This window comes from Streptomyces griseus, assembly GCF_001715295.1.
GTDB lineage: Bacteria > Actinomycetota > Actinomycetes > Streptomycetales > Streptomycetaceae > Streptomyces > Streptomyces griseus_G.
In genome coordinates this window covers 311,334-328,847 of sequence record NZ_MDKB01000004.1, presented here as the reverse complement: position 1 = coordinate 328,847, position 17,514 = coordinate 311,334, and the positions used below count along the sequence as shown (strand labels likewise).

General features: G+C 73.0%; 14 protein-coding genes and 2 pseudogenes. 8 read left to right on the top strand and 8 right to left on the bottom strand.

Annotated elements, in window-relative coordinates; genetic code table 11:
* Positions 1-83 precede the first annotated feature (83 nt).
* Both BA175_RS23060 and BA175_RS23055 read right to left on the bottom strand, forming a co-directional pair.
* Positions 84-2,336, bottom strand: a complete 2,253-nt coding sequence (locus tag BA175_RS23060; protein ID WP_069173407.1) for a helix-hairpin-helix domain-containing protein — start codon at positions 2,334-2,336, stop codon at positions 84-86.
* Positions 2,333-3,316: an aldo/keto reductase gene (locus BA175_RS23055; RefSeq protein ID WP_069173406.1), complete on the bottom strand. Its 984-nt coding sequence runs from the start codon at positions 3,314-3,316 to the stop codon at positions 2,333-2,335. Before BA175_RS23055 ends, BA175_RS23060 begins: the two co-directional genes overlap by 4 nt.
* Before the next feature lie 143 nt (positions 3,317-3,459).
* On the opposite strand from BA175_RS23055, the gene BA175_RS23050 reads away from it, so the two are divergent.
* Together BA175_RS23050 and BA175_RS23045 are read left to right on the top strand one after the other, a co-directional pair.
* Complete coding sequence (locus BA175_RS23050) at positions 3,460-4,512, top strand: LLM class F420-dependent oxidoreductase (RefSeq protein WP_069173405.1); 1,053 nt, start codon at positions 3,460-3,462, stop codon at positions 4,510-4,512.
* 287 nt (positions 4,513-4,799) lie between these two features.
* Positions 4,800-5,588, top strand: a complete 789-nt coding sequence (locus BA175_RS23045) for a hypothetical protein (RefSeq protein ID WP_069173404.1) — start codon at positions 4,800-4,802, stop codon at positions 5,586-5,588.
* 26 nt (positions 5,589-5,614) lie between these two features.
* Here the strand turns inward: BA175_RS23045 and BA175_RS23040 are convergent, their stop codons facing one another.
* Positions 5,615-6,601, bottom strand: a complete 987-nt coding sequence (locus BA175_RS23040; RefSeq protein WP_069173403.1) for a magnesium and cobalt transport protein CorA — start codon at positions 6,599-6,601, stop codon at positions 5,615-5,617.
* A gap of 206 nt (positions 6,602-6,807) precedes the next feature.
* Between BA175_RS23040 and BA175_RS23035 the strand changes: the two genes are divergently transcribed.
* The 4 genes from BA175_RS23035 (at position 6,808) to mshC (ending at position 10,385) form a co-directional block, all read left to right on the top strand.
* Positions 6,808-7,518, top strand: a complete 711-nt coding sequence (locus tag BA175_RS23035; protein WP_069173402.1) for a histidine phosphatase family protein — start codon at positions 6,808-6,810, stop codon at positions 7,516-7,518.
* A gap of 105 nt (positions 7,519-7,623) precedes the next feature.
* Positions 7,624-8,214, top strand: a complete 591-nt coding sequence (locus BA175_RS23030) for a DUF3090 domain-containing protein (protein ID WP_056786440.1) — start codon at positions 7,624-7,626, stop codon at positions 8,212-8,214.
* Positions 8,178-9,041 carry an SCO1664 family protein gene (locus BA175_RS23025; RefSeq protein ID WP_069173401.1) on the top strand — a complete coding sequence of 288 codons (864 nt, stop codon included), beginning with the start codon at positions 8,178-8,180 and terminating at the stop codon, positions 9,039-9,041. The genes BA175_RS23030 and BA175_RS23025 overlap by 37 nt, the downstream gene beginning before the upstream one ends.
* A 114-nt stretch (positions 9,042-9,155) precedes the next feature.
* Positions 9,156-10,385: a cysteine--1-D-myo-inosityl 2-amino-2-deoxy-alpha-D-glucopyranoside ligase gene (gene mshC, locus BA175_RS23020; RefSeq protein ID WP_069173400.1), complete on the top strand. Its 1,230-nt coding sequence runs from the start codon at positions 9,156-9,158 to the stop codon at positions 10,383-10,385.
* An 86-nt stretch (positions 10,386-10,471) separates the two neighbouring features.
* On the opposite strand, the gene BA175_RS23015 is transcribed toward mshC, so the two are convergent.
* Positions 10,472-11,503: a PAC2 family protein gene (locus BA175_RS23015; protein ID WP_069173399.1), complete on the bottom strand. Its 1,032-nt coding sequence runs from the start codon at positions 11,501-11,503 to the stop codon at positions 10,472-10,474.
* A gap of 237 nt (positions 11,504-11,740) precedes the next feature.
* On the opposite strand from BA175_RS23015, the pseudogene BA175_RS23010 reads away from it, so the two are divergent.
* Positions 11,741-12,369 (top strand): annotated as a pseudogene (locus tag BA175_RS23010) (fuconate dehydratase); the annotation flags it as partial.
* Positions 12,359-12,538: pseudogene (locus BA175_RS29935) on the top strand (SDR family oxidoreductase); the annotation flags it as partial. The pseudogenes BA175_RS23010 and BA175_RS29935, both read left to right, overlap by 11 nt.
* A gap of 65 nt (positions 12,539-12,603) precedes the next feature.
* Here the strand turns inward: BA175_RS29935 and BA175_RS23005 are convergent.
* From BA175_RS23005 to BA175_RS22990, 4 genes are all read right to left on the bottom strand, one after another.
* Positions 12,604-13,275: a FadR/GntR family transcriptional regulator gene (locus tag BA175_RS23005; RefSeq protein WP_069173398.1), complete on the bottom strand. Its 672-nt coding sequence runs from the start codon at positions 13,273-13,275 to the stop codon at positions 12,604-12,606.
* Between the two features lie 199 nt (positions 13,276-13,474).
* The gene (locus BA175_RS23000) at positions 13,475-15,085 is read right to left on the bottom strand and encodes a glycerol-3-phosphate dehydrogenase/oxidase (RefSeq protein WP_069173397.1); all 1,611 of its coding nucleotides are present in this window, start codon (positions 15,083-15,085) and stop codon (positions 13,475-13,477) included.
* 5 nt (positions 15,086-15,090) lie between these two features.
* Entirely contained in the window at positions 15,091-16,626 is a 1,536-nt protein-coding gene (gene glpK, locus BA175_RS22995; RefSeq protein ID WP_069173396.1) for a glycerol kinase GlpK, read from the bottom strand.
* 40 nt (positions 16,627-16,666) lie between these two features.
* Entirely contained in the window at positions 16,667-17,458 is a 792-nt protein-coding gene (locus BA175_RS22990; RefSeq protein ID WP_069173395.1) for an MIP/aquaporin family protein, read from the bottom strand.
* Positions 17,459-17,514 lie beyond the last annotated feature (56 nt).

Here is a 17,514-nt window from a genome sequence, read left to right as displayed (position 1 = left end):
ATGCACAACCTCGCCATGACAGGCTGAACCAGCAGGTCAAACGCCATCCCGGCCTGCCCACTCCCACCCTTCTGCAACAACCTTTAGGAGGCCTCGGCGGCGGGCTGGGCCTCCAGCAGGGCGCGCAGCCGTGTCGTCCGCTCCTGGGCCGGGACCGCGGCCACCGCGTGCGGCAGCGCCTGGTCCACGCCGTGCACCACGGACAGGTGGCGCTCGCCCCGGCTGAACGCCGTGTACACCCAGGGCCGGCTCAGCCCCTGGGCCGCGTCACCCGGCAGGACGACGACCACGGCGGGCCAGCGCATCCCGGCCGCCTGATGGGCGCTGAGCGCCCAGCCGTGCCGCACCGAGGCCTCCACGCGGGCCTGGGCCACGACGACGGCCGTGCCCGCGCAGTCCAGGTGCAGGCCCTCGGCGTCGGCGGAGACCACCGAGCCGGGCACCACCCTGCCGGGCGCCGGCACATGGACCACCCGGTCACCCGGGTCGAACCCGCCGAACCGGCCCGGCCCGGGGTTGAGCCGCTGCTTGAGCGCCGCGTTGAGCGCCACGGTCCCCGCCGAGCCGCCGTGACCGACCGTGATCACCTGGGTGTCCGACGCGGATACGCCGATGACCCGCGGCACCGAGTCGGCGACCAGCTGCACCGTGCGGTGGACCGCCTCACCCGCGTCGCGGACGGGCACGATCACGACCTCCTTGCCGGGCGCCTCGACCTGGTTCAGCTCACCGATGCCGATGCCCGACACCAGCTCACCGATCGGTCCGGGATCCGGGGTGCGCGACACCACCTGGGGGCAGGTGCGCGCCGCCAGCACGTCCCCGAACACCCGGCCCGCACCCGCGGACCCGAGCACACCCGGGTCACCGCTCAGCACCAGCCGTGTCCCGTCGGCGAGGGACTCCACCAGCACGGCCGCCGCCTCCACGTCGAGCTGCGGGGCGTCCAGGACCACCAGCAGGTCGAGGGCGAAGGCCCCGTCCGCGTCCCGGCCCGGACCGGCCGCGCCGGAGAGCAGGTCGGAGAGGGCGACGGCCGCCGAGGGATCACCGGCGGCCGCGGCCAGCCTGCGCCGGCCGTCCTCGCTGTGGGTGGTCCCGAGGGCCCGCAGACCCAGGGCGCCGGCCGCGGCGATCAGAGCGGCGGGCTCGGCCCGGGCGCTCTCGCCGCCGCTGTGGACGACCAGTCCGGCCCCCGCGACCGTGCGGATCAGCTCACCCGCCGAGGGTGACGGCGCGGCGGCCGCCGCCTCCGTCCAGTCGGCGTCCTTCCCGCAGGTGGTGACCAGCCGGGCCAGGCCGTCGGCGAGGCTCTCCTCGGCCAGGGCGTACCGGTCGAGCCCCAGCAGGACCCGTACCGGCTCCGCCTCGCCCCCGGACCCGTCCGGGGCACCGTCCTCGGCGCTCCCGGGCTGCCCGGCCGACCCGTCCGGTCCGGTGAGCTCTCCGGTCCCCACGGCATCGACGCCGTCCTGGAAGACGAGGGCCACCCCCTCGGCGACGGCGTGCCGCACGGCCGCGCCGGGGTCGGTCACCGACAGGTCGGCGAGCGCGGCGCGCACCTCCGGCACGTCCAGCGCCGTGTGGCCGCGCAGTGCGGCCCGCTCCAGCAGCCAGCCCACCAGCGCCGCCGTGCGGCGCTCGTCGTCCGGGCCGCACTCCGCGCCCAGCAGGGCCCGCGCGAACCCGTCGGCCTGCTCCGGGCGGACGCCGGGCACGGACAGCAGCTGCCAGGGGTCCTCGCGCAACATCCCGGCGGCCTGTTCACCGAGTGTCGCGGCCGCCGGGCGGGCCAGGGTCTCGGGAGCCCGGCCCTCGGCGAGCACCGCCGCCGTCGACGTCACCGCCTCGGGGGAGGCGTTCCGCGCGCCGGGCTGCCCGGGCGGAGGGGAGACGGGCGGGGGCGGGGAGGGCCGGGCGGGCGCGGGGGCGGCGCGGCGGGGTGCGGGCGCGGAGGCGGGGGAGTCGAAGAAGGCGGTGCCCGGCTTCTCGCCGCTCTCCACCGCGCGCACGGCCGCGAGCAGATCGGCGGCCGGACCGCTCAGCTTCGCACCGGCCGCGATGGGGCCCTCCTTCTCGGCCTTGCGCTTCTCGATCCGCTCGCGGAGCTCGCGCTGGGCGGCCAGCTCCGCCTCCGCCTCCGAGAGCGCGGGAGCCGCGGCCGCGTCGTCCCCCTCCGCCCCGGGTGCCTCGCCGGTCCCGGACGACTGCTCCGCCCCGCCCTCGCCGGGCGGGGCGGCGTCGGGGCCGCCGTCCTCGCGGACTTCGCGGTCCTCGCGGTCCTCGTCGTTCTCGGCCGCGGGGTCCGGGGACTCCCCCCGGGGAAGCGCAGTCACAGCGTGCTCCAGTCCTGGTCGGGATAGCGGTGCACGGGCGCCGACACGTCGTCGAGCGCCTGGCAGATCTCGTCAGGAAGACTAAGCGCCTCCACCGACAACGCCTCGCTCAGCTGGCGCGCGTTCCGCGCGCCGACGACCGGGGCCACCACCCCGGGGCGGTCCCGCACCCAGGCGAGCGCGACGAGGAGCGCCGTGGTGGCCAGACCGTCCGCGGCCGTGGCCACCGCCTCCACGATCCGGCCGGCCGGGTCGTCGAGGTACGGCTCGACGAACGGGGCCAGCACCTCCGAGGCGCCGCGCGAGTCGGACGGTGTCCCCGTGCGGTACTTCCCGGTCAGCACCCCGCGGCCCAGCGGGGACGAGGGCAGCAGCCCCACCCCCAGGTCCAGCGCGGCCGGCAGCACCTCGCGTTCCACGCCCCGCTGCAGCAGCGAGTACTCCATCTGCGTACTCGCCAGCCGGGTGCGCACCCCCGGCGAGGCGAGCTGCCAGGTCGCCGCCTTGGCCAGTTGCCAGCCGCTGAAGTTCGACACGCCCGCGTACCGGACGCGCCCCGACGAGACGGCGAGGTCCACCGCCTGAAGGGTCTCGTCCAGCGGCGTCACCGGGTCGAAGGCGTGGATCTGCCAGAGGTCGACGTAATCCGTCCCGAGCCGCTCCAGGGAGGCGTCGAGCGCGGCGAGCAGATGGCCGCGGGACCCGTCGTAGCGGCGGTACGGATCGGGCACGCTGCCCGCCTTCGTCGCGATGACCAGGTCCTGCCGCGGGACGAGACCGTCCAGGAGCCGCCCCAGCAGGTATTCGGCCTCACCGCCACCGTAGACGTCCGCGGTGTCCACGAGGGTCCCGCCGGCGTCCCAGAAGGCTTTCAGCTGTTCGGCAGCGTCGTGCTCGTCGGTGTCCCGGCCCCAGGTGAGGGTGCCGAGCCCGATCCGGGACACACGAAGGCCGGTACGGCCCAGATACCTCTGCTCCATGGGGGCTGAGGTTACTGGCCGGGGGCCCACGGGGTGGCGGCCTGTGGACAGGGCGGCGGCGGGAGACCGGGCCTGCCGGATCGTGGCACCCCGCGCTAGAGTCCGCACTCAGGACGTTACTGATCAGTAGAGGGAGCGTGGCTATGCGGCTCGGCATCAATCTCGGTTACTGGGGAGCGGGTATGGACGGCGACAACCTCGCCGTCGCCCAGGAGGCCGACCGGCTCGGCTACGACGTCTGCTGGGCGGCCGAGGCGTACGGCTCCGACGTACCGACGGTGCTGGCCTGGGTCGCGGCCCGTACCGAGTCCATCGACGTGGGCTCCGCGATCATGCAGATCCCGGCCCGGCAGCCCGCCATGACGGCGATGACGGCCGCCACGCTCGACTCGCTCTCGGGAGGCCGCTTCCGCCTCGGCCTCGGCGTCTCGGGCCCCCAGGTCTCCGAGGGCTGGTACGGCGTCAAGTTCGACAAGCCGCTCGCCCGCACCCGCGAGTACGTCGAGATCGTGCGCCGGGCGATGTCCCGGGAGCGCCTGTCCTACGAGGGCGAGCACTGGACGCTGCCGCTGCCCGACGGCCCGGGCAAGCCCCTCAAGCTGACCGTCCACCCGCAGCGTGAGCACATCCCGCTCTACATCGCCGCCATCGGCCCGAAGAACCTGGAGCAGACCGGCGAGATCGCCGACGGGGCCCTTCTGATCTTCCCGTCCGCCGACCACCTGGAGGAGACGGCGGTCAAGCACCTGCGCGCCGGGCGGGAGAAGGCCGGGAAGACGATGGAGGGGTTCGACGTCTGCCCCACGCTGCCGCTCGCGGTCGGCGACGACGTCAACGGCCTGGCCGACATGTTCCGCCCGTACACCGCGCTGTACGTCGGCGGCATGGGCAGCCGCAAGCAGAACTTCTACAACCAGCTCGCCCGGCGCATGGGGTACGAGGAGGCGGCGACGGAGATCCAGGACGCGTACCTCTCCGGCGACAAGGCCGGCGCCGCGGCCGCCGTACCGCACGAGCTCATCGACCGGACCACGCTGCTCGGCCCGGTGGAGCGGATCGCCGACCGCATGCAGGCCTACGCGGCGGCGGGCGTCACCACCCTCACCCTCGCCCCGGCGGGCTTCACGCTGGACGAGCGGCTCGCGGCCCTGCGCGCCGGTACCGACGCCCTGGAGCGCTCCGGCCTCGCCGCCTGAGGCAGGGGCCGCCGGGAGAGCCCGGCAGACCTCGACGGCGCCGGGGCACCGGCCACCTGCCCGGCGCGGCGCCACGGCCGTGGTGGGGGCTCGGGGGGCCTCCCCGCCACGGCCGTCACCGTGGACAACGGGCCGGGTGCCGTGCGGTTACGCCCGGTACTCCTCCCGGGGCGCGGCGGCGGGCGGTGCCGCGCCCGTTCGGTCCCACCGGGCCCTCCCGTGTTGCCGACCCGTCCGTACCGGATTTGACTGTGGCCCTGCGGACACCGGTGCGAAAGGTGGCAGTGATGCTGTCGGCAAAGAGTCTGTTCCAGGAGATCGTCGACAACGACGAGTCGTTCCGGCTGTTCTGCTCGATCGCCGCGGGCGGCGAGGCACAGGGCGGCTGGGAGAACGCCCGCATCGCCGCGCTCGTCCCCGCCGGACTGCGTGATCTGGCCCCCAAGGTGGCCCGCCACGGAGCCGACGAGGACAAGCACGGCCGGATCTTCAACGCCCTGCTCAAGCAGCGCGGGCTCACCCCGGTGGCGGTGCCCTACGAGACGGACTACACGCTGATCCTCGAGCGGCACGGCATCGGTCTCGCCCACGAGCGCCTCGGCCGCGAGGAACCCCTCACCGAACGGGACGTCATCGTCTACCTGGCCCACAGCAGGGTGACCGAACAGCGGGCCTCCGAGCAGATGCGGCTCCTGCTCAGGCACTTCGCCGACCACCCGGCTCTCGGACGCGCGGTGAAGATGATCTCCAGGGACGAGGACAACCACCTCGCCTACTGCCACGAGGAACTGCTCCGCCTCGCCCGCTCCGGGCACGGCCGGACGATCCGGTCCGTCCTGCGCGAGTGCGCCCGCGCCGAGATCCGGGTCTACCGCGACGTCGGCCTCGCCGTGATGAGCCACATGGGCGCGGTGCTGCACTGGTCCCGCCCCAAGGCCGCCGCGCTGGCGGCAGGCATCCACGCGATGTACGCCTACGAGCGGCTGGTGGGCTGGCGGCGCATGGTGACCCTCCGGCAGCCCGTCCTGCGCGACGCGCTCGGCAGCCCCGCGGCACCGGAGACCGAGTACGCCTGAGCCCCGGGGGAGGGCGGCAGGCCGCCCTACAGCCAGCCGCGGCGCTTGAACAGGCGGTGCAGTCCGACGACCGCGCAGACCATCGACACGATCACCACGGGATACGTCCACACCCAGTGCAGCTCGGGCATGTGGTCGAAGTTCATGCCGTAGATCCCGGCCACCATCGTCGGTACCGCGGCCATGGCGGCCCACGCCGAGATCTTCCGCATGTCGTCGTTCTGCCGCACACCCATCTGGGCCAGATGGGCCGACAGGATGTCCGAGAGCAGCCGGTCGAGCCCCTCCACCTGCTCGTTGGCACGGGTGAGGTGGTCGTTCACGTCCCGGAAGAACGGCTGCGAGCCCTGGTCGACGAACGGCACGCCCGCCCCCGCGAGCCGCGCCATGGGAGCGCCCAGCGGACCGGTCGCCCGGCGGAACTCCAGCACCTGGCGCTTGAAGGTGTAGATGCGCTCGGCGGTGTTCTTGGAGTCGCCGGAGCCGCTCGGGGCGAAGACCAGAGTCTCCAGCTCCTCCAGGTCGACCTGGAGCTCGGCGGCGACGTCTATGTAGTGGTCCACCACCGCGTCGCTGACCGCGTACAGCACCGCCGTCGGGCCGTGCCTGAGCACCTCCGGCTCGGCCTCGAGCCGGCGCCGCACGGCCGCCAGGGGCGCGCCCTCGCCGTGCCGGACCGTCACCACGAAGGAATCGCCCATGAAGAGCATGAGCTCGCCCGTACTGACCGCGTCGCTCTCGTGCGCGTAGACCACCGGCTTGACGACCACGAACAGGGAGTCGTCGTAGATCTCCAGCTTGGGCCGCTGGTGCGCGCGCAGCGCATCCTCCACCGCCAGCGGATGCAGCCCGAACTCGCTGCTGACGAGGTCGAACTCCTTCTCCGTGGGCTCGTGCAGCCCTATCCAGACGAAGGCGTCCCCGGTGGCCCGGGCCTCGTCGAGGGCGTCGGAGAAGTCGGCGGGGCCTTCGGTCCGGCGCCCGTCCCGGTAGATGCCACAGTCCACGATCACGCGCGCATTCTTTCCTGCCGTCGGTGCCGGTGCACTTCTCCCGTGCCCGCCGGGCCGCCCGGTAATCCGGTCCGGCGCCACGGGAACGGCACGCGCCTGCCACCGAGCGCCCTACGGGCCGGAAGGCCCCCGCGCACCACGGCACCTCCGCGCGCTCCCGCGGGCGGGGGAGGCTCAGGGGCCCGACCGGTCTTACGCTGGCCCGTATGCCCACGCTCATCCTCGTACGCCATGGCCGCTCGACGGCCAACACCGCCGGAGTGCTCGCGGGGCGGACCCCCGGCGTCGCCCTCGACGAACGCGGCGCCGCCCAGGCCGCCGCGCTCCCCGGGCGGCTGGCCGCCCTTCCGCTGGCCGCCGCCGTCAGCAGCCCCCTGCAGCGCTGCAGGGAGACCCTCCAGCCGCTGCTGGACGCCCGCCCCGGCCTGCCGCTGCACACCGAGGACCGCATCAGCGAATGCGACTACGGGGAGTGGTCGGGGCGCAAACTGGCCGAGCTGTCCGACGACCCCCTGATGTCGGTCGTGCAGCAGCATCCCTCCGCGGCGGCGTTCCCCGGCGGTGAGTCCATGCGGGCCATGCAGGCCCGGGCGGTCGACGCCGTACGCGACTGGAACGCCCGGATCGGGGCCGAGCACGGCGAGGACGCCGTCTACGTGATGTGCTCGCACGGCGACATCATCAAGTCGCTGGTGGCCGACGCGCTCGGCATGCACCTCGACCTCTTCCAGCGCGTCCACGCCGACCCGTGCTCGGTCACCGCGATCCGCTACACCCGGCTCCGGCCGTTCCTCCTCAGGCTCGGGGACACCGGCGACCTCGCGTCCCTGGCCCCGCGCGAACAGGCTCCCGAGGCCGACGCGGCGGATGGCACGGCGACCGATGCGGCCGTCGGGGGCGGCGCGGGAGCGCCGTGATCGCTCAGCGCAGTAGGGTGGACGCGCCGTAACGGCCCGGCGGGGGGAATCCCCCTGGGCCCCGGCCACCCCCATTGGCCTCCACATTCGCAAGGGAGACAGGACGTGTCCCGTCAGGTGTTCCTCTACGACCCCCCGGACCGTTTCGTGGCCGGCACGGTCGGGCTGCCTGGCCGCCGTACGTTTTTCCTGCAGGCGTCCTCGAGGGGACGGGTCACGAGCGTGGCCCTGGAGAAGACACAGGTCGCCGCGTTGGCCGAACGGATCGACGAACTCCTCGACGAGGTCGTCCGGCGGACCGGCGGCAACTCACCGGTGCCCGCGGTGGCACCCATGGACGTCACCGACACCGCTCCGCTCGACGCCCCCGTCGAGGAGGAGTTCAGGGTCGGCACGATGGCTCTCGCCTGGGACGGCGAGGAGCAGCGCATGATCGTCGAGGCGCAGGCGCTCGTCGAACTGGACGCGGACTCCGACGACGATCTGGCGGAGGCCGAGGAAAGGCTCCTGCAGGACGAGGAGAACGGACCGCCGATGCTGCGCGTCCGGCTGAGCGGCGCCCAGGCCCGGGCGTTCGCCAAGCGCGCCCTGGACGTCGTCAACGCCGGCCGGCCGCCGTGCCCGCTGTGCAGCCTGCCCCTCGACCCGGAAGGACACGTATGCCCGCGCCAGAACGGATACCGTCGCGGGGCCTGACGGAGGCCGGACTGCGCACCCTGCTCGCCGAGGGGGAGCTCACCGTCCTCGGGCAGGTCCGGGGCGCGTCGAACGCGGTCCTCCACTGCACCGTCGCGTACGAGGGCGAGGAGCGCACCTGCGTCTACAAGCCGGTCGCGGGGGAGCAGCCGCTGTGGGACTTCCCCGACGGCACGCTCGCCCGGCGTGAGGTCGCGGCGTACGAGATCTCCGAGGCCACCGGGTGGGGCCTCGTGCCGCCGACGGTGCTGCGGGACGGGCCGTACGGCGAGGGGATGTGCCAGCTCTGGATCGAGGCGGAGCAGGCCGCGGACGCCTCCGCGCCCGACGCGGTCCACGGGCTGCCGCCGCTGCTCGCGCTCGTCGAGGGCGAGGAGCCCGGTGAGGGATGGAAGGCCGTGGGCTTCGCCGAGGTCGGTGCGGGAAGGACGGCGCTGCTGGTGCACGCGGACGATCCGCGGCTGCGGCGGCTCGCGGTCCTGGACGCGGTGATCAACAACGCCGACCGCAAGGGCGGGCATCTGCTGCCCGCCCCCGGCGGCCGGCTGTACGGCATCAACCACGGGGTCACCTTCAACGCGGACGGCAAACTGAGGACGCTCCTGTGGGGCTGGGCGGGGGAGCCCCTGCCGGCCGAAGCCGTCACGGTGCTCGAACGCCTCTCCGCCGACCTGGAGCCGGGCCGGGCGCTCGCCACCCGCTTGGCCGAACTGATCACGCAGAGGGAGCTGGAGGCGCTCCGGGGACGGGTGGAGGAACTGCGCGCGAGCGGCCGGCACCCGCAGCCGAGCGGGGAGTGGCCCGCCATCCCCTGGCCGCCGGTGTGAGCGCCGCCCGCGTGCTGCCGTAGACGACGGCGTGGCGACGCGCAAGACCGCCTCTTCCGCCACGATCCGCCATCCGGTTCGTATCCGGAAGCAACGTCCGGTTACGCTCATGACATGCATGCCTGGCCCGCTTCTGAGGTCCCCGCCCTGCCTGGCAAGGGCCGCGACCTTCGGATCCACGACACCGCGACCGGCGGACGGATCACCCTTGACCCCGGTCCCGTCGCCCGCATCTACGTCTGCGGCATCACGCCGTACGACGCGACCCACATGGGTCATGCGGCGACCTACAACGCGTTCGACCTCGTCCAGCGCGTGTGGCTCGACACCAAGCGGCAGGTCCACTACGTCCAGAACGTGACCGACGTGGACGATCCGCTGCTGGAGCGGGCCGTGCGCGACGGTCAGGACTGGACCGAGCTCGCGGAACGCGAGACGGCGCTCTTCCGGGAGGACATGACCGCCCTGCGCATGCTTCCCCCGCAGCACTACGTCGGGGCGGTGGAGGCCATACCCGGCATCGTCCCGCTCGTCGAACGGCTCCGGGACGCGGGCGCGGCCTACGAGCTCGAGGGCGACGTGTACTTCTCCGTCGAGTCCGACCCGCACTTCGGCGAGGTGTCCCACCTCGACGCCGAGGCGATGCGGATCCTGTCCGCCGAACGCGGCGGTGACCCGGAGCGCCCCGGGAAGAAGAACCCGCTCGACCCGATGCTCTGGATGGCGGCCCGCGAGGGCGAACCGAGCTGGGACGGGGCCACGCTCGGCCGCGGCCGGCCCGGCTGGCACATCGAGTGCGTCGCCATCGCCCTGGACCACCTGGGCATGGGCTTCGACGTCCAGGGAGGCGGCTCCGACCTCGTCTTCCCCCACCACGAGATGGGCGCCTCGCACGCCCAGGCGCTGACCGGCGAGCACCCGTTCGCCCGTGCCTACGTCCACGCCGGCATGGTCGCCCTGGACGGCGAGAAGATGTCCAAGTCCAAGGGCAACCTCGTCTTCGTCTCGGCGCTCCGCCGGGACGGCGTGGACCCCGCGGCGATCAGGCTCTCCCTGCTCGCCCACCACTACCGGTCCGACTGGGAGTGGACCGACCAGGTGCTCGCCGACGCCGTCGAGCGGCTCGCACGGTGGCGTGCCGCCGTCTCCCGGCCCGACGGGCTCCCCGCCGACGCGCTGGTCGAGGAGGTGCGGGAGGCGCTGTCCGACGACCTCGACACACCCGCCGCGCTCGCCGCGGTGGACCGCTGGGCCGCTGCCCAGACCTCGGACGGCGGTACGGACGAGGGCGCCCCCGGCCTCGTCTCGCGCACCGTGGACGCACTCCTGGGCGTCGCCCTGTAACCGCTCCGCTTCCCTGCCCGCACGCCCCTGCCCCCGGACTTCTCGCCGCAGTCCGGGGGCAGGGGCGTGCGAGGGCGAAAGGGCGGTCAGCCGTCCGTGGAGCCCGGGTCCTCGCCCGGCCCGGCGGGCGGGTCACTGGGCGGGTCCACGTCCTTCGGCCGGCCCTTCCCGGGCCGCTGCGGTCCGGGCGGCCTGGTGCGGCCGCTCGACGGGTCCCGCAGATAGGAGGTGTCACCGCTCTCCGTGGCGTGCCCGCCGGGGCCCTGGCCGGGACCGCCGACGTCCCGGCGCCTCAGGTACCGCTCGAACTCCCGGGCGATGGCATCCCCGGACGCCTCGGGCAGTTCCGCGGTGTCCCGCGCCTCCTCCAGCGTCTGGACGTACTCGGCGACCTCGCTGTCCTCGGCCGCCAGCTGATCGACCCCGAGCTGCCACGCGCGCGCGTCCTCGGGCAGCTCGCCCAGCGGGATACGCAGCCCGAGCAGATCCTCCAGACGGTTCAGGAGGGCCAGCGTCGCCTTCGGGTTCGGCGGCTGCGACACGTAGTGCGGTACCGCCGCCCACAGGCTCACCGCGGGCACGCCCGCGTGGGTGCAGGCCTCCTGGAGGATGCCGACGATGCCCGTCGGGCCCTCGTACCTCGTCTCCTCCAGATCCATGGTCCTGGCCAGGTCCGGGTCCGAGGTGACGCCGCTGACCGGCACCGGCCGGGTGTGCGGTGTGTCGCCGAGCAGCGCTCCCAGGACGACGACCATCTCGACGCCCAGTTCGTGAGCGAAGGCGAGGATCTCGTTGCAGAACGACCGCCAGCGCATGGAGGGTTCGATACCGCGGACCAGCACCAGGTCGCGGGGTTTCTCGCCGCCGACACGGACCACGGAGAGCCGTGTGGTGGGCCACACGATCTTGCGCGTCCCGCCGTCCAGCCACACCGTCGGCCGGTTGACCTGGAAGTCGTAGTAGTCCTCGGCGTCGAGGGCCGCGAAGACCTCGCCCTTCCACTCCCGGTCCAGATGGCCGACCGCTGTGGAGGCGGCGTCACCGGCGTCGTTCCAGCCTTCGAACGCGGCCACCATGACCGGGTCGATCAGCTCGGGTACTCCCTCGAGCTCGATCACCCAGGCCTCCTTCCGAAGTTCCCTTGGTTCCCTTGTGTACGGACCAACCTTACGGCTTACCCCCGCTGCGGCCGTAGCCCGTTTGCATGGATCCGTGAACCGTGCCGGGCTTGATTCGTCCGATCTGTGCCGGTCGCGCGCCGGGGCGACCTGCGCGCGCCCTGGACTCCGGGGCGCGCGGAGCGCGATACATCGGATGACCGTGAGAGATCCGATGTTCATACCCAGGGGGCGCGCATGGGCCGTACCGTCACGCACGTCGAGGTCCACGACATCCGCTTCCCCACCTCGGAACAGCTGGACGGTTCCGACGCCCTGAACCCGGATCCCGACTACCCGGCCGCCTACCTCGTCCTGCGTACGGACGGCGGCGGGGGGAGGCGGGACGGAGAAGCGCGCGGGCCGGAGGAGAGCGACCCGGGGGAAGGGCACGGCTTCTGCTTCACCATCGGCCGTGGCAACGATGTCATGGCCGTCGCGATCGAGTCGCTCGGTACCGCCCTGGTGGGGCGCCCCGCACCGGTCACCGCCGCCGGCCTGGCGGCCCTGTACCGCGAGCTGACCCACGACTCCCCACTGCGCCGGCTGCGCCCCGAGAGGGGGTGACGCACATGGCGGCCGGCGCGCTCGTCAACGCGGCCTGGGACCTCGCGGCGAAACAGGCCGGACAGCCGGTCTGGCGGTTCCTCGCCTCGATGACCCCCGAGGAGCTCGTCTCCCTCGTCGACTTCCGCCACCTCACCGACGCGCTCACCCCCGAGGAGGCGCTCGCCCTGCTGCGCGCCGCCGAGCCCGGCCGGGCCGCACGCACCGAGCGGCTGCTCGCCGAGGGCTACCCCGCCTGCACGACCTCGCCCGGCCGGCTGCTCGGCGGCGCTCGACGCCCGCCAGCCGCTGGGACGGCTCGTCTCGGCGGACGAGGTCGCCGCCGCGGTCGTCCACCTGGCGAGCCCGGCAGCCGCCTCGATGACCGGCACCGCGCTCGCCGTCGACGGAGGCATGCAGGGCCTGCGCCTGCGCCCCGCCACCGGCTGACCGGCGGACACGAGCCGCGGGGCAGGGGCCGGGGCGCGCCCGGGGCCCGGCACGGCGCCCCGGGTTCACAGCGAGGAGCGCAGCCACTGCTCCACGCTGGCCACGTGCACGGTGGCCCAGGAGCGGGCGGCCTCCGGATCGCGGTCCCGCAGGGCGGCGAGGATCGCCCGGTGCTCGTACAGGGTGCGGCTGACCGCGTCCTGCTGGGTCAGCCCCCGCCAGACCCTGGCCCGCGTGGTCGGCCCCGACAGACCGTCCAGCAGCGAGCACAGGACCGAGTTGCCGGAGGACCGGACGATCCCGCGATGGAACTCCAGGTCGGCGGCGACCAGTTGCTCCACCGAGGGATCGGCACCCAGGGCGTCCAGCTGCGCCCTCAGCACGTCCAGCTGCGACTCCTCGATGCGCAGCGCCGCCATCGCCGTGGCCGCGGGCTCCAGGATCCGGCGTACCGCGAGGAACTCCAGCACGGTGTCGTCGCGGTGAAAGTCCACCACGAAGCTGAGCGCCTCCAGCAGGAGCTGCGGGTCGAGGCTGGTGACGTAGGTGCCGTCGCCCTGGCGGACGTCGAGGATCCGTATCAGCGACAGGGCGCGTACCGCCTCGCGCAGCGAGTTACGGGAAAGACCCAGCTCGGCGGCGAGTTCGCTCTCCTTCGGCAGCCGGTCGCCCGGGGCCAGGGCGCCCGAGACGATCATCCCTTTGATCTTCTCGATCGCTTCGTCGGTGACGGCCATGGAGGGTCTCCTCGCACATAAGACATCGGATCTATGGCTCATTATGCGGGGTCGGGGAGCGCGTGCCGGTGCCTGGAGCGGGCGCCCCGGCAGGCCGGGGACGGACCGGACCGGGAGACCGGGAGCGGGCCGGCGGACAGGGCGCGCGGAAGGGGACGGCCCCGGTGGAGCCGTCCCCTTCCGCGCGTACGGGGTGTCGTCAGCGCCGCTCGGCCAGCAGGGCCTCGACCCGGGACCGGATGTCGTCGGTGGCCAGGCCCCGGACCGTCAGCGTCGTGCGGCGGCGCAGCACGTCGTCCGCCGTCTCGGCCCACTCGCGGTCGCGGGCGTACGCCACCTGGGCCCAGATCTCCGGGGCGTCCGGGTGGATCCGCTCGGCCAGCGCCGGGTCCTCGTTGGCGAGGCGCGCGATGTCGAAGGAGAGCGAACCGTAGTGGGTGGCGAGGTGGCGGGCCGTGTCGGCCCCCATCCGCGGCCCCGGTGCGCCGCCGTCGACCAGCAGCCGGTGCGCGACGGCGTTCGGGTTGGCTATGCCCGGAAGCGGCAGCTTCCTCGGCAGCCGCGCCATCGGCTCCATGTCCTCCGCCAGGGGGTGCCCCGGCAGGGCGGCCAGCTTGTTCATCACGGTGCGGCCGATGTGGCGGAACGTCGTCCACTTGCCGCCCGCCACGGACAGCATGCCGCCGCGTCCCTCCGTGACGACCGTCTCGCGCTTGGCCTTGGACGTGTCGCCGGGACCGCCCGGGAGCACCCGCAGCCCGGCGAAGGAGTAGGTGATCAGGTCGCGGGAGAGCTGCTGGTCGCGGACCGAGAACGCGGCCTCGTCCAGGATCTGCGCGGTGTCCTTCTCGGTCACCGAGACGTCGGCCGGGTCGCCCTCGTACTCCTCGTCGGTCGTACCGAGCAGCAGCATGTCCTCCCACGGGAGGGCGAACGTGATCCGGTACTTGTCGATCGGGGTGGCCAGTGCGGCCTTCCACGGCCGGGTCCGCTTGAGGACCAGGTGCGCGCCCTTGGACAGGCGTATGGAGGGAGCCGCGTTCGGGTCCTCCATCTTCCGCAGGTGGTCGACCCACGGGCCCGTGGCGTTGAGCACGAGACGGGCGTCGACGCCGAACTCCGTACCGTCCTGGCGGTCCTTCAGTTCGGCCCCGGTGACCCGGCCCCTGGTGAACCGCAGCCCGGTGACCGCCGCGTGGTTGAGGACCACGGCGCCCGCGTCCACGGCCGCGCGGACCGTCATCAGGGCCATCCGGGCATCGTTCATCTGGTCGTCGCCGTAGACCGCGACGGCCTTCAGGTTGTCCGTACGCAGCTCCGGCACGTCGCGCTGCGCACGGGCGGGGCTGATGACGTGGCCGACGCCGTCACCGAACGCGGACAGCGCGGAGTAGGCGAAGACACCGGCCCCGAGCTTGGCCGCGCCGTGCGGGCCGCCCTTGTAGACGGGGAGGTAGAAGGTGAGCGGGTTGGCCAGGTGCGGGGCGACCTGACGGGACACCGCGCGCCGCTCGAAGTGGTTCTCCGCGACCAGCTTCACCGCGCCGGTCTGCAGGTAGCGCAGACCGCCGTGGAGCAGCTTGGAGGAGGCGGAGGAGGTGGCGCCGGCGAAGTCGCTGGCGTCCACGAGGGCCACCCGCAGTCCGGACTGCGCGGCGTGCCAGGCGGTGGAGATGCCCAGGATGCCGCCGCCGATCACCAGGAGGTCGTACGTCGCCTTGGACAGCTGCTCCCGGGTCTCGGCGCGGCTCGGGAGGGAGCCGGAGGCCGGATGCGTCCCGAGGGCGGGGACGCTCTGCAGGGTGGTCATATCGATTACTCCTCGACAGTGTCGTCGTCGAGCCAGCCCATGGACCGTTCGACGGCCTTGAGCCAGCTCTTGTACTCGCGGTCGCGGGTGGCCGCGTCCATACGGGGTGTCCACTCGGCGGCCCGGCGCCAGTTGGCGCGCAGTGCGTCGGTGTCCGGCCAGAAGCCGACGGCGAGGCCGGCGGCGTAGGCGGCGCCGAGGCAGGTGGTCTCGGCGACCATCGGGCGCACCACGGGCGCGTCCAGGAAGTCGGAGAGCGTCTGCATCAGCAGGTTGTTGGAGGTCATGCCGCCGTCGACCTTCAGCGCGGTCAGCTCGACGCCGGAGTCCTTCGTCATGGCGTCGCTGATCTCGCGGGTCTGCCAGGCGGTGGCCTCGAGCACGGCACGGGCGATGTGGGCCTTGGTGACGTACCGGGTGAGACCGGCGATGACACCCCGGGCGTCGGGGCGCCAGTAGGGGGCGAACAGGCCGGAGAAGGCGGGTACGAAGTACGCGCCGCCGTTGTCGTCCACGGAGGAGGCGAGCGTCTCGATCTCGGCCGCCGACTTGATCAGGCCCATCTGGTCGCGCATCCACTGCACCAGCGAACCGGTGACGGCGATGGAGCCCTCCAGGGCGTACACCGGCTTCTCGTCGCCGATCCGGTATCCGACCGTCGTCAGCAGCCCGTTGTACGAGTTGACGGGGGTGTGGCCGGTGTTCATCAGCATGAAGGTGCCGGTGCCGTACGTGGACTTGGCCTCGCCCTGGGCGAAACACGTCTGGCCGAACAGCGCGGCCTGCTGGTCGCCGAGCGCGGAGGCCACCGGCACGCCGTCCAGGACGCCGCCCTTGGTGGTGCCGTACACCTCGGCGGACGAGCGGATCTCCGGCAGCACGGCGGGCGGGATCTCCATCGACTGCACGATCCGGTCGTCCCACTGCATGGTGTGCAGGTTCATCAGGAGGGTGCGGGAGGCGTTGGTCACGTCGGTGACGTGCACCCCGCCGTCGGTGCCGCCGGTCAGGTTCCAGATGACCCAGGAGTCCATGGTGCCGAAGAGGATGTCGCCCCGCTCGGCGCGCTCGCGGAGCCCCTCGACGTTGTCGAGCAGCCAGCGGACCTTGGGGCCGGCGAAGTAGGACGCCAGCGGCAGACCCGTCTCGCGGCGGAAGCGGTCCTGGCCGACGTTGCGGCCGAGGTGCTTGCAGAGCGCGTCGGTGCGGGTGTCCTGCCAGACGAGGGCGTTGTGGACGGGCTCACCGGTGTGCCTGTCCCAGAGCAGGGTGGTCTCGCGCTGGTTGGTGATGCCGATGGCCTTGACGTCGGCCGAGGTGATGCCGGCCTTGACGATCGCCCCGGCGACGACCTCCTGGACGTTCTCCCAGATCTCGGTCGCGTCGTGCTCGACCCAGCCGGGCTTGGGGAAGATCTGCTCGTGCTCCTTCTGGTCGACGGAGACGATCCGGCCGTCCTTGTCGAAGACGATGCAGCGGCTGGACGTGGTGCCCTGGTCGATGGCCGCGATGAACGGGCCGGTGGTGTGTGCGTCGGTCACGGTGTGCTCCCGGAGGTCTGTGGGGTGGTGAGGAGGTGGCTCAGGCGAAGGCGAGGTTGTAGAGCCCGCCGGCCAGGGCAGCACCGATGAGCGGTCCTACCACCGGTACCCAGGCGTACCCCCAGTCCGAACCGCCCTTGTTCGGCAGCGGCAGCAGCGCGTGCACGATGCGCGGACCGAGGTCGCGCACCGGGTTGATCGCGTAGCCGGTCGGGCCGCCGAGCGAGAGGCCGATGCCGACGACCACCAGCGAGGTGATCAGCGCACCGAGGGCCCCGAGGCCGTTGCCCTCGTTGTTGAGTCCCTGGGTGAGGATCGCCAGGATCAGGACGAAGGTCGCGATGACCTCCGTCACGACGTTCTGCACCGCGTTCCGGATCTCCGGACCCGTGGAGAAGACGCCCAGCACCGGGCCCGCCGCGGGCGCGGACGTCTGGTCGACCATGCCCTCCTCGACGGGCTGGTCCCGGAGGATCTCGGGGTCGGTGAGGTGGGCCCGGAACTGGCCGTAGTAGACGGCCCACACCAGCACGGCGCCGATCATCGCGCCCAGCAGCTCGGAGGCGAGGTACAGGGGTACGTCGCTCCACGCGGTGCCGCCCTGGATCGCGAGGGCGATCGTGACCGCCGGATTCAGGTGGGCGCCGGACACGCCGGAGGCGATGTAGGCGCCGGTCAGCACGGCGAAGCCCCACCCGAAGGTGATGGCCAGCCAGCCGGCGTTCTGCGCCTTGGAGCGCTTGAGCGTGACGGCGGCACAGACACCGCCGCCGAGCAGGATGAGTATGGCGGTACCTATGGTCTCGCCGATGAAGATGTCGGAGCTGGACACCCGCGACTCCTTTGTCCTTCGTCCAGGGGGAAGGCGAAACACCGGGTACCTCCGGT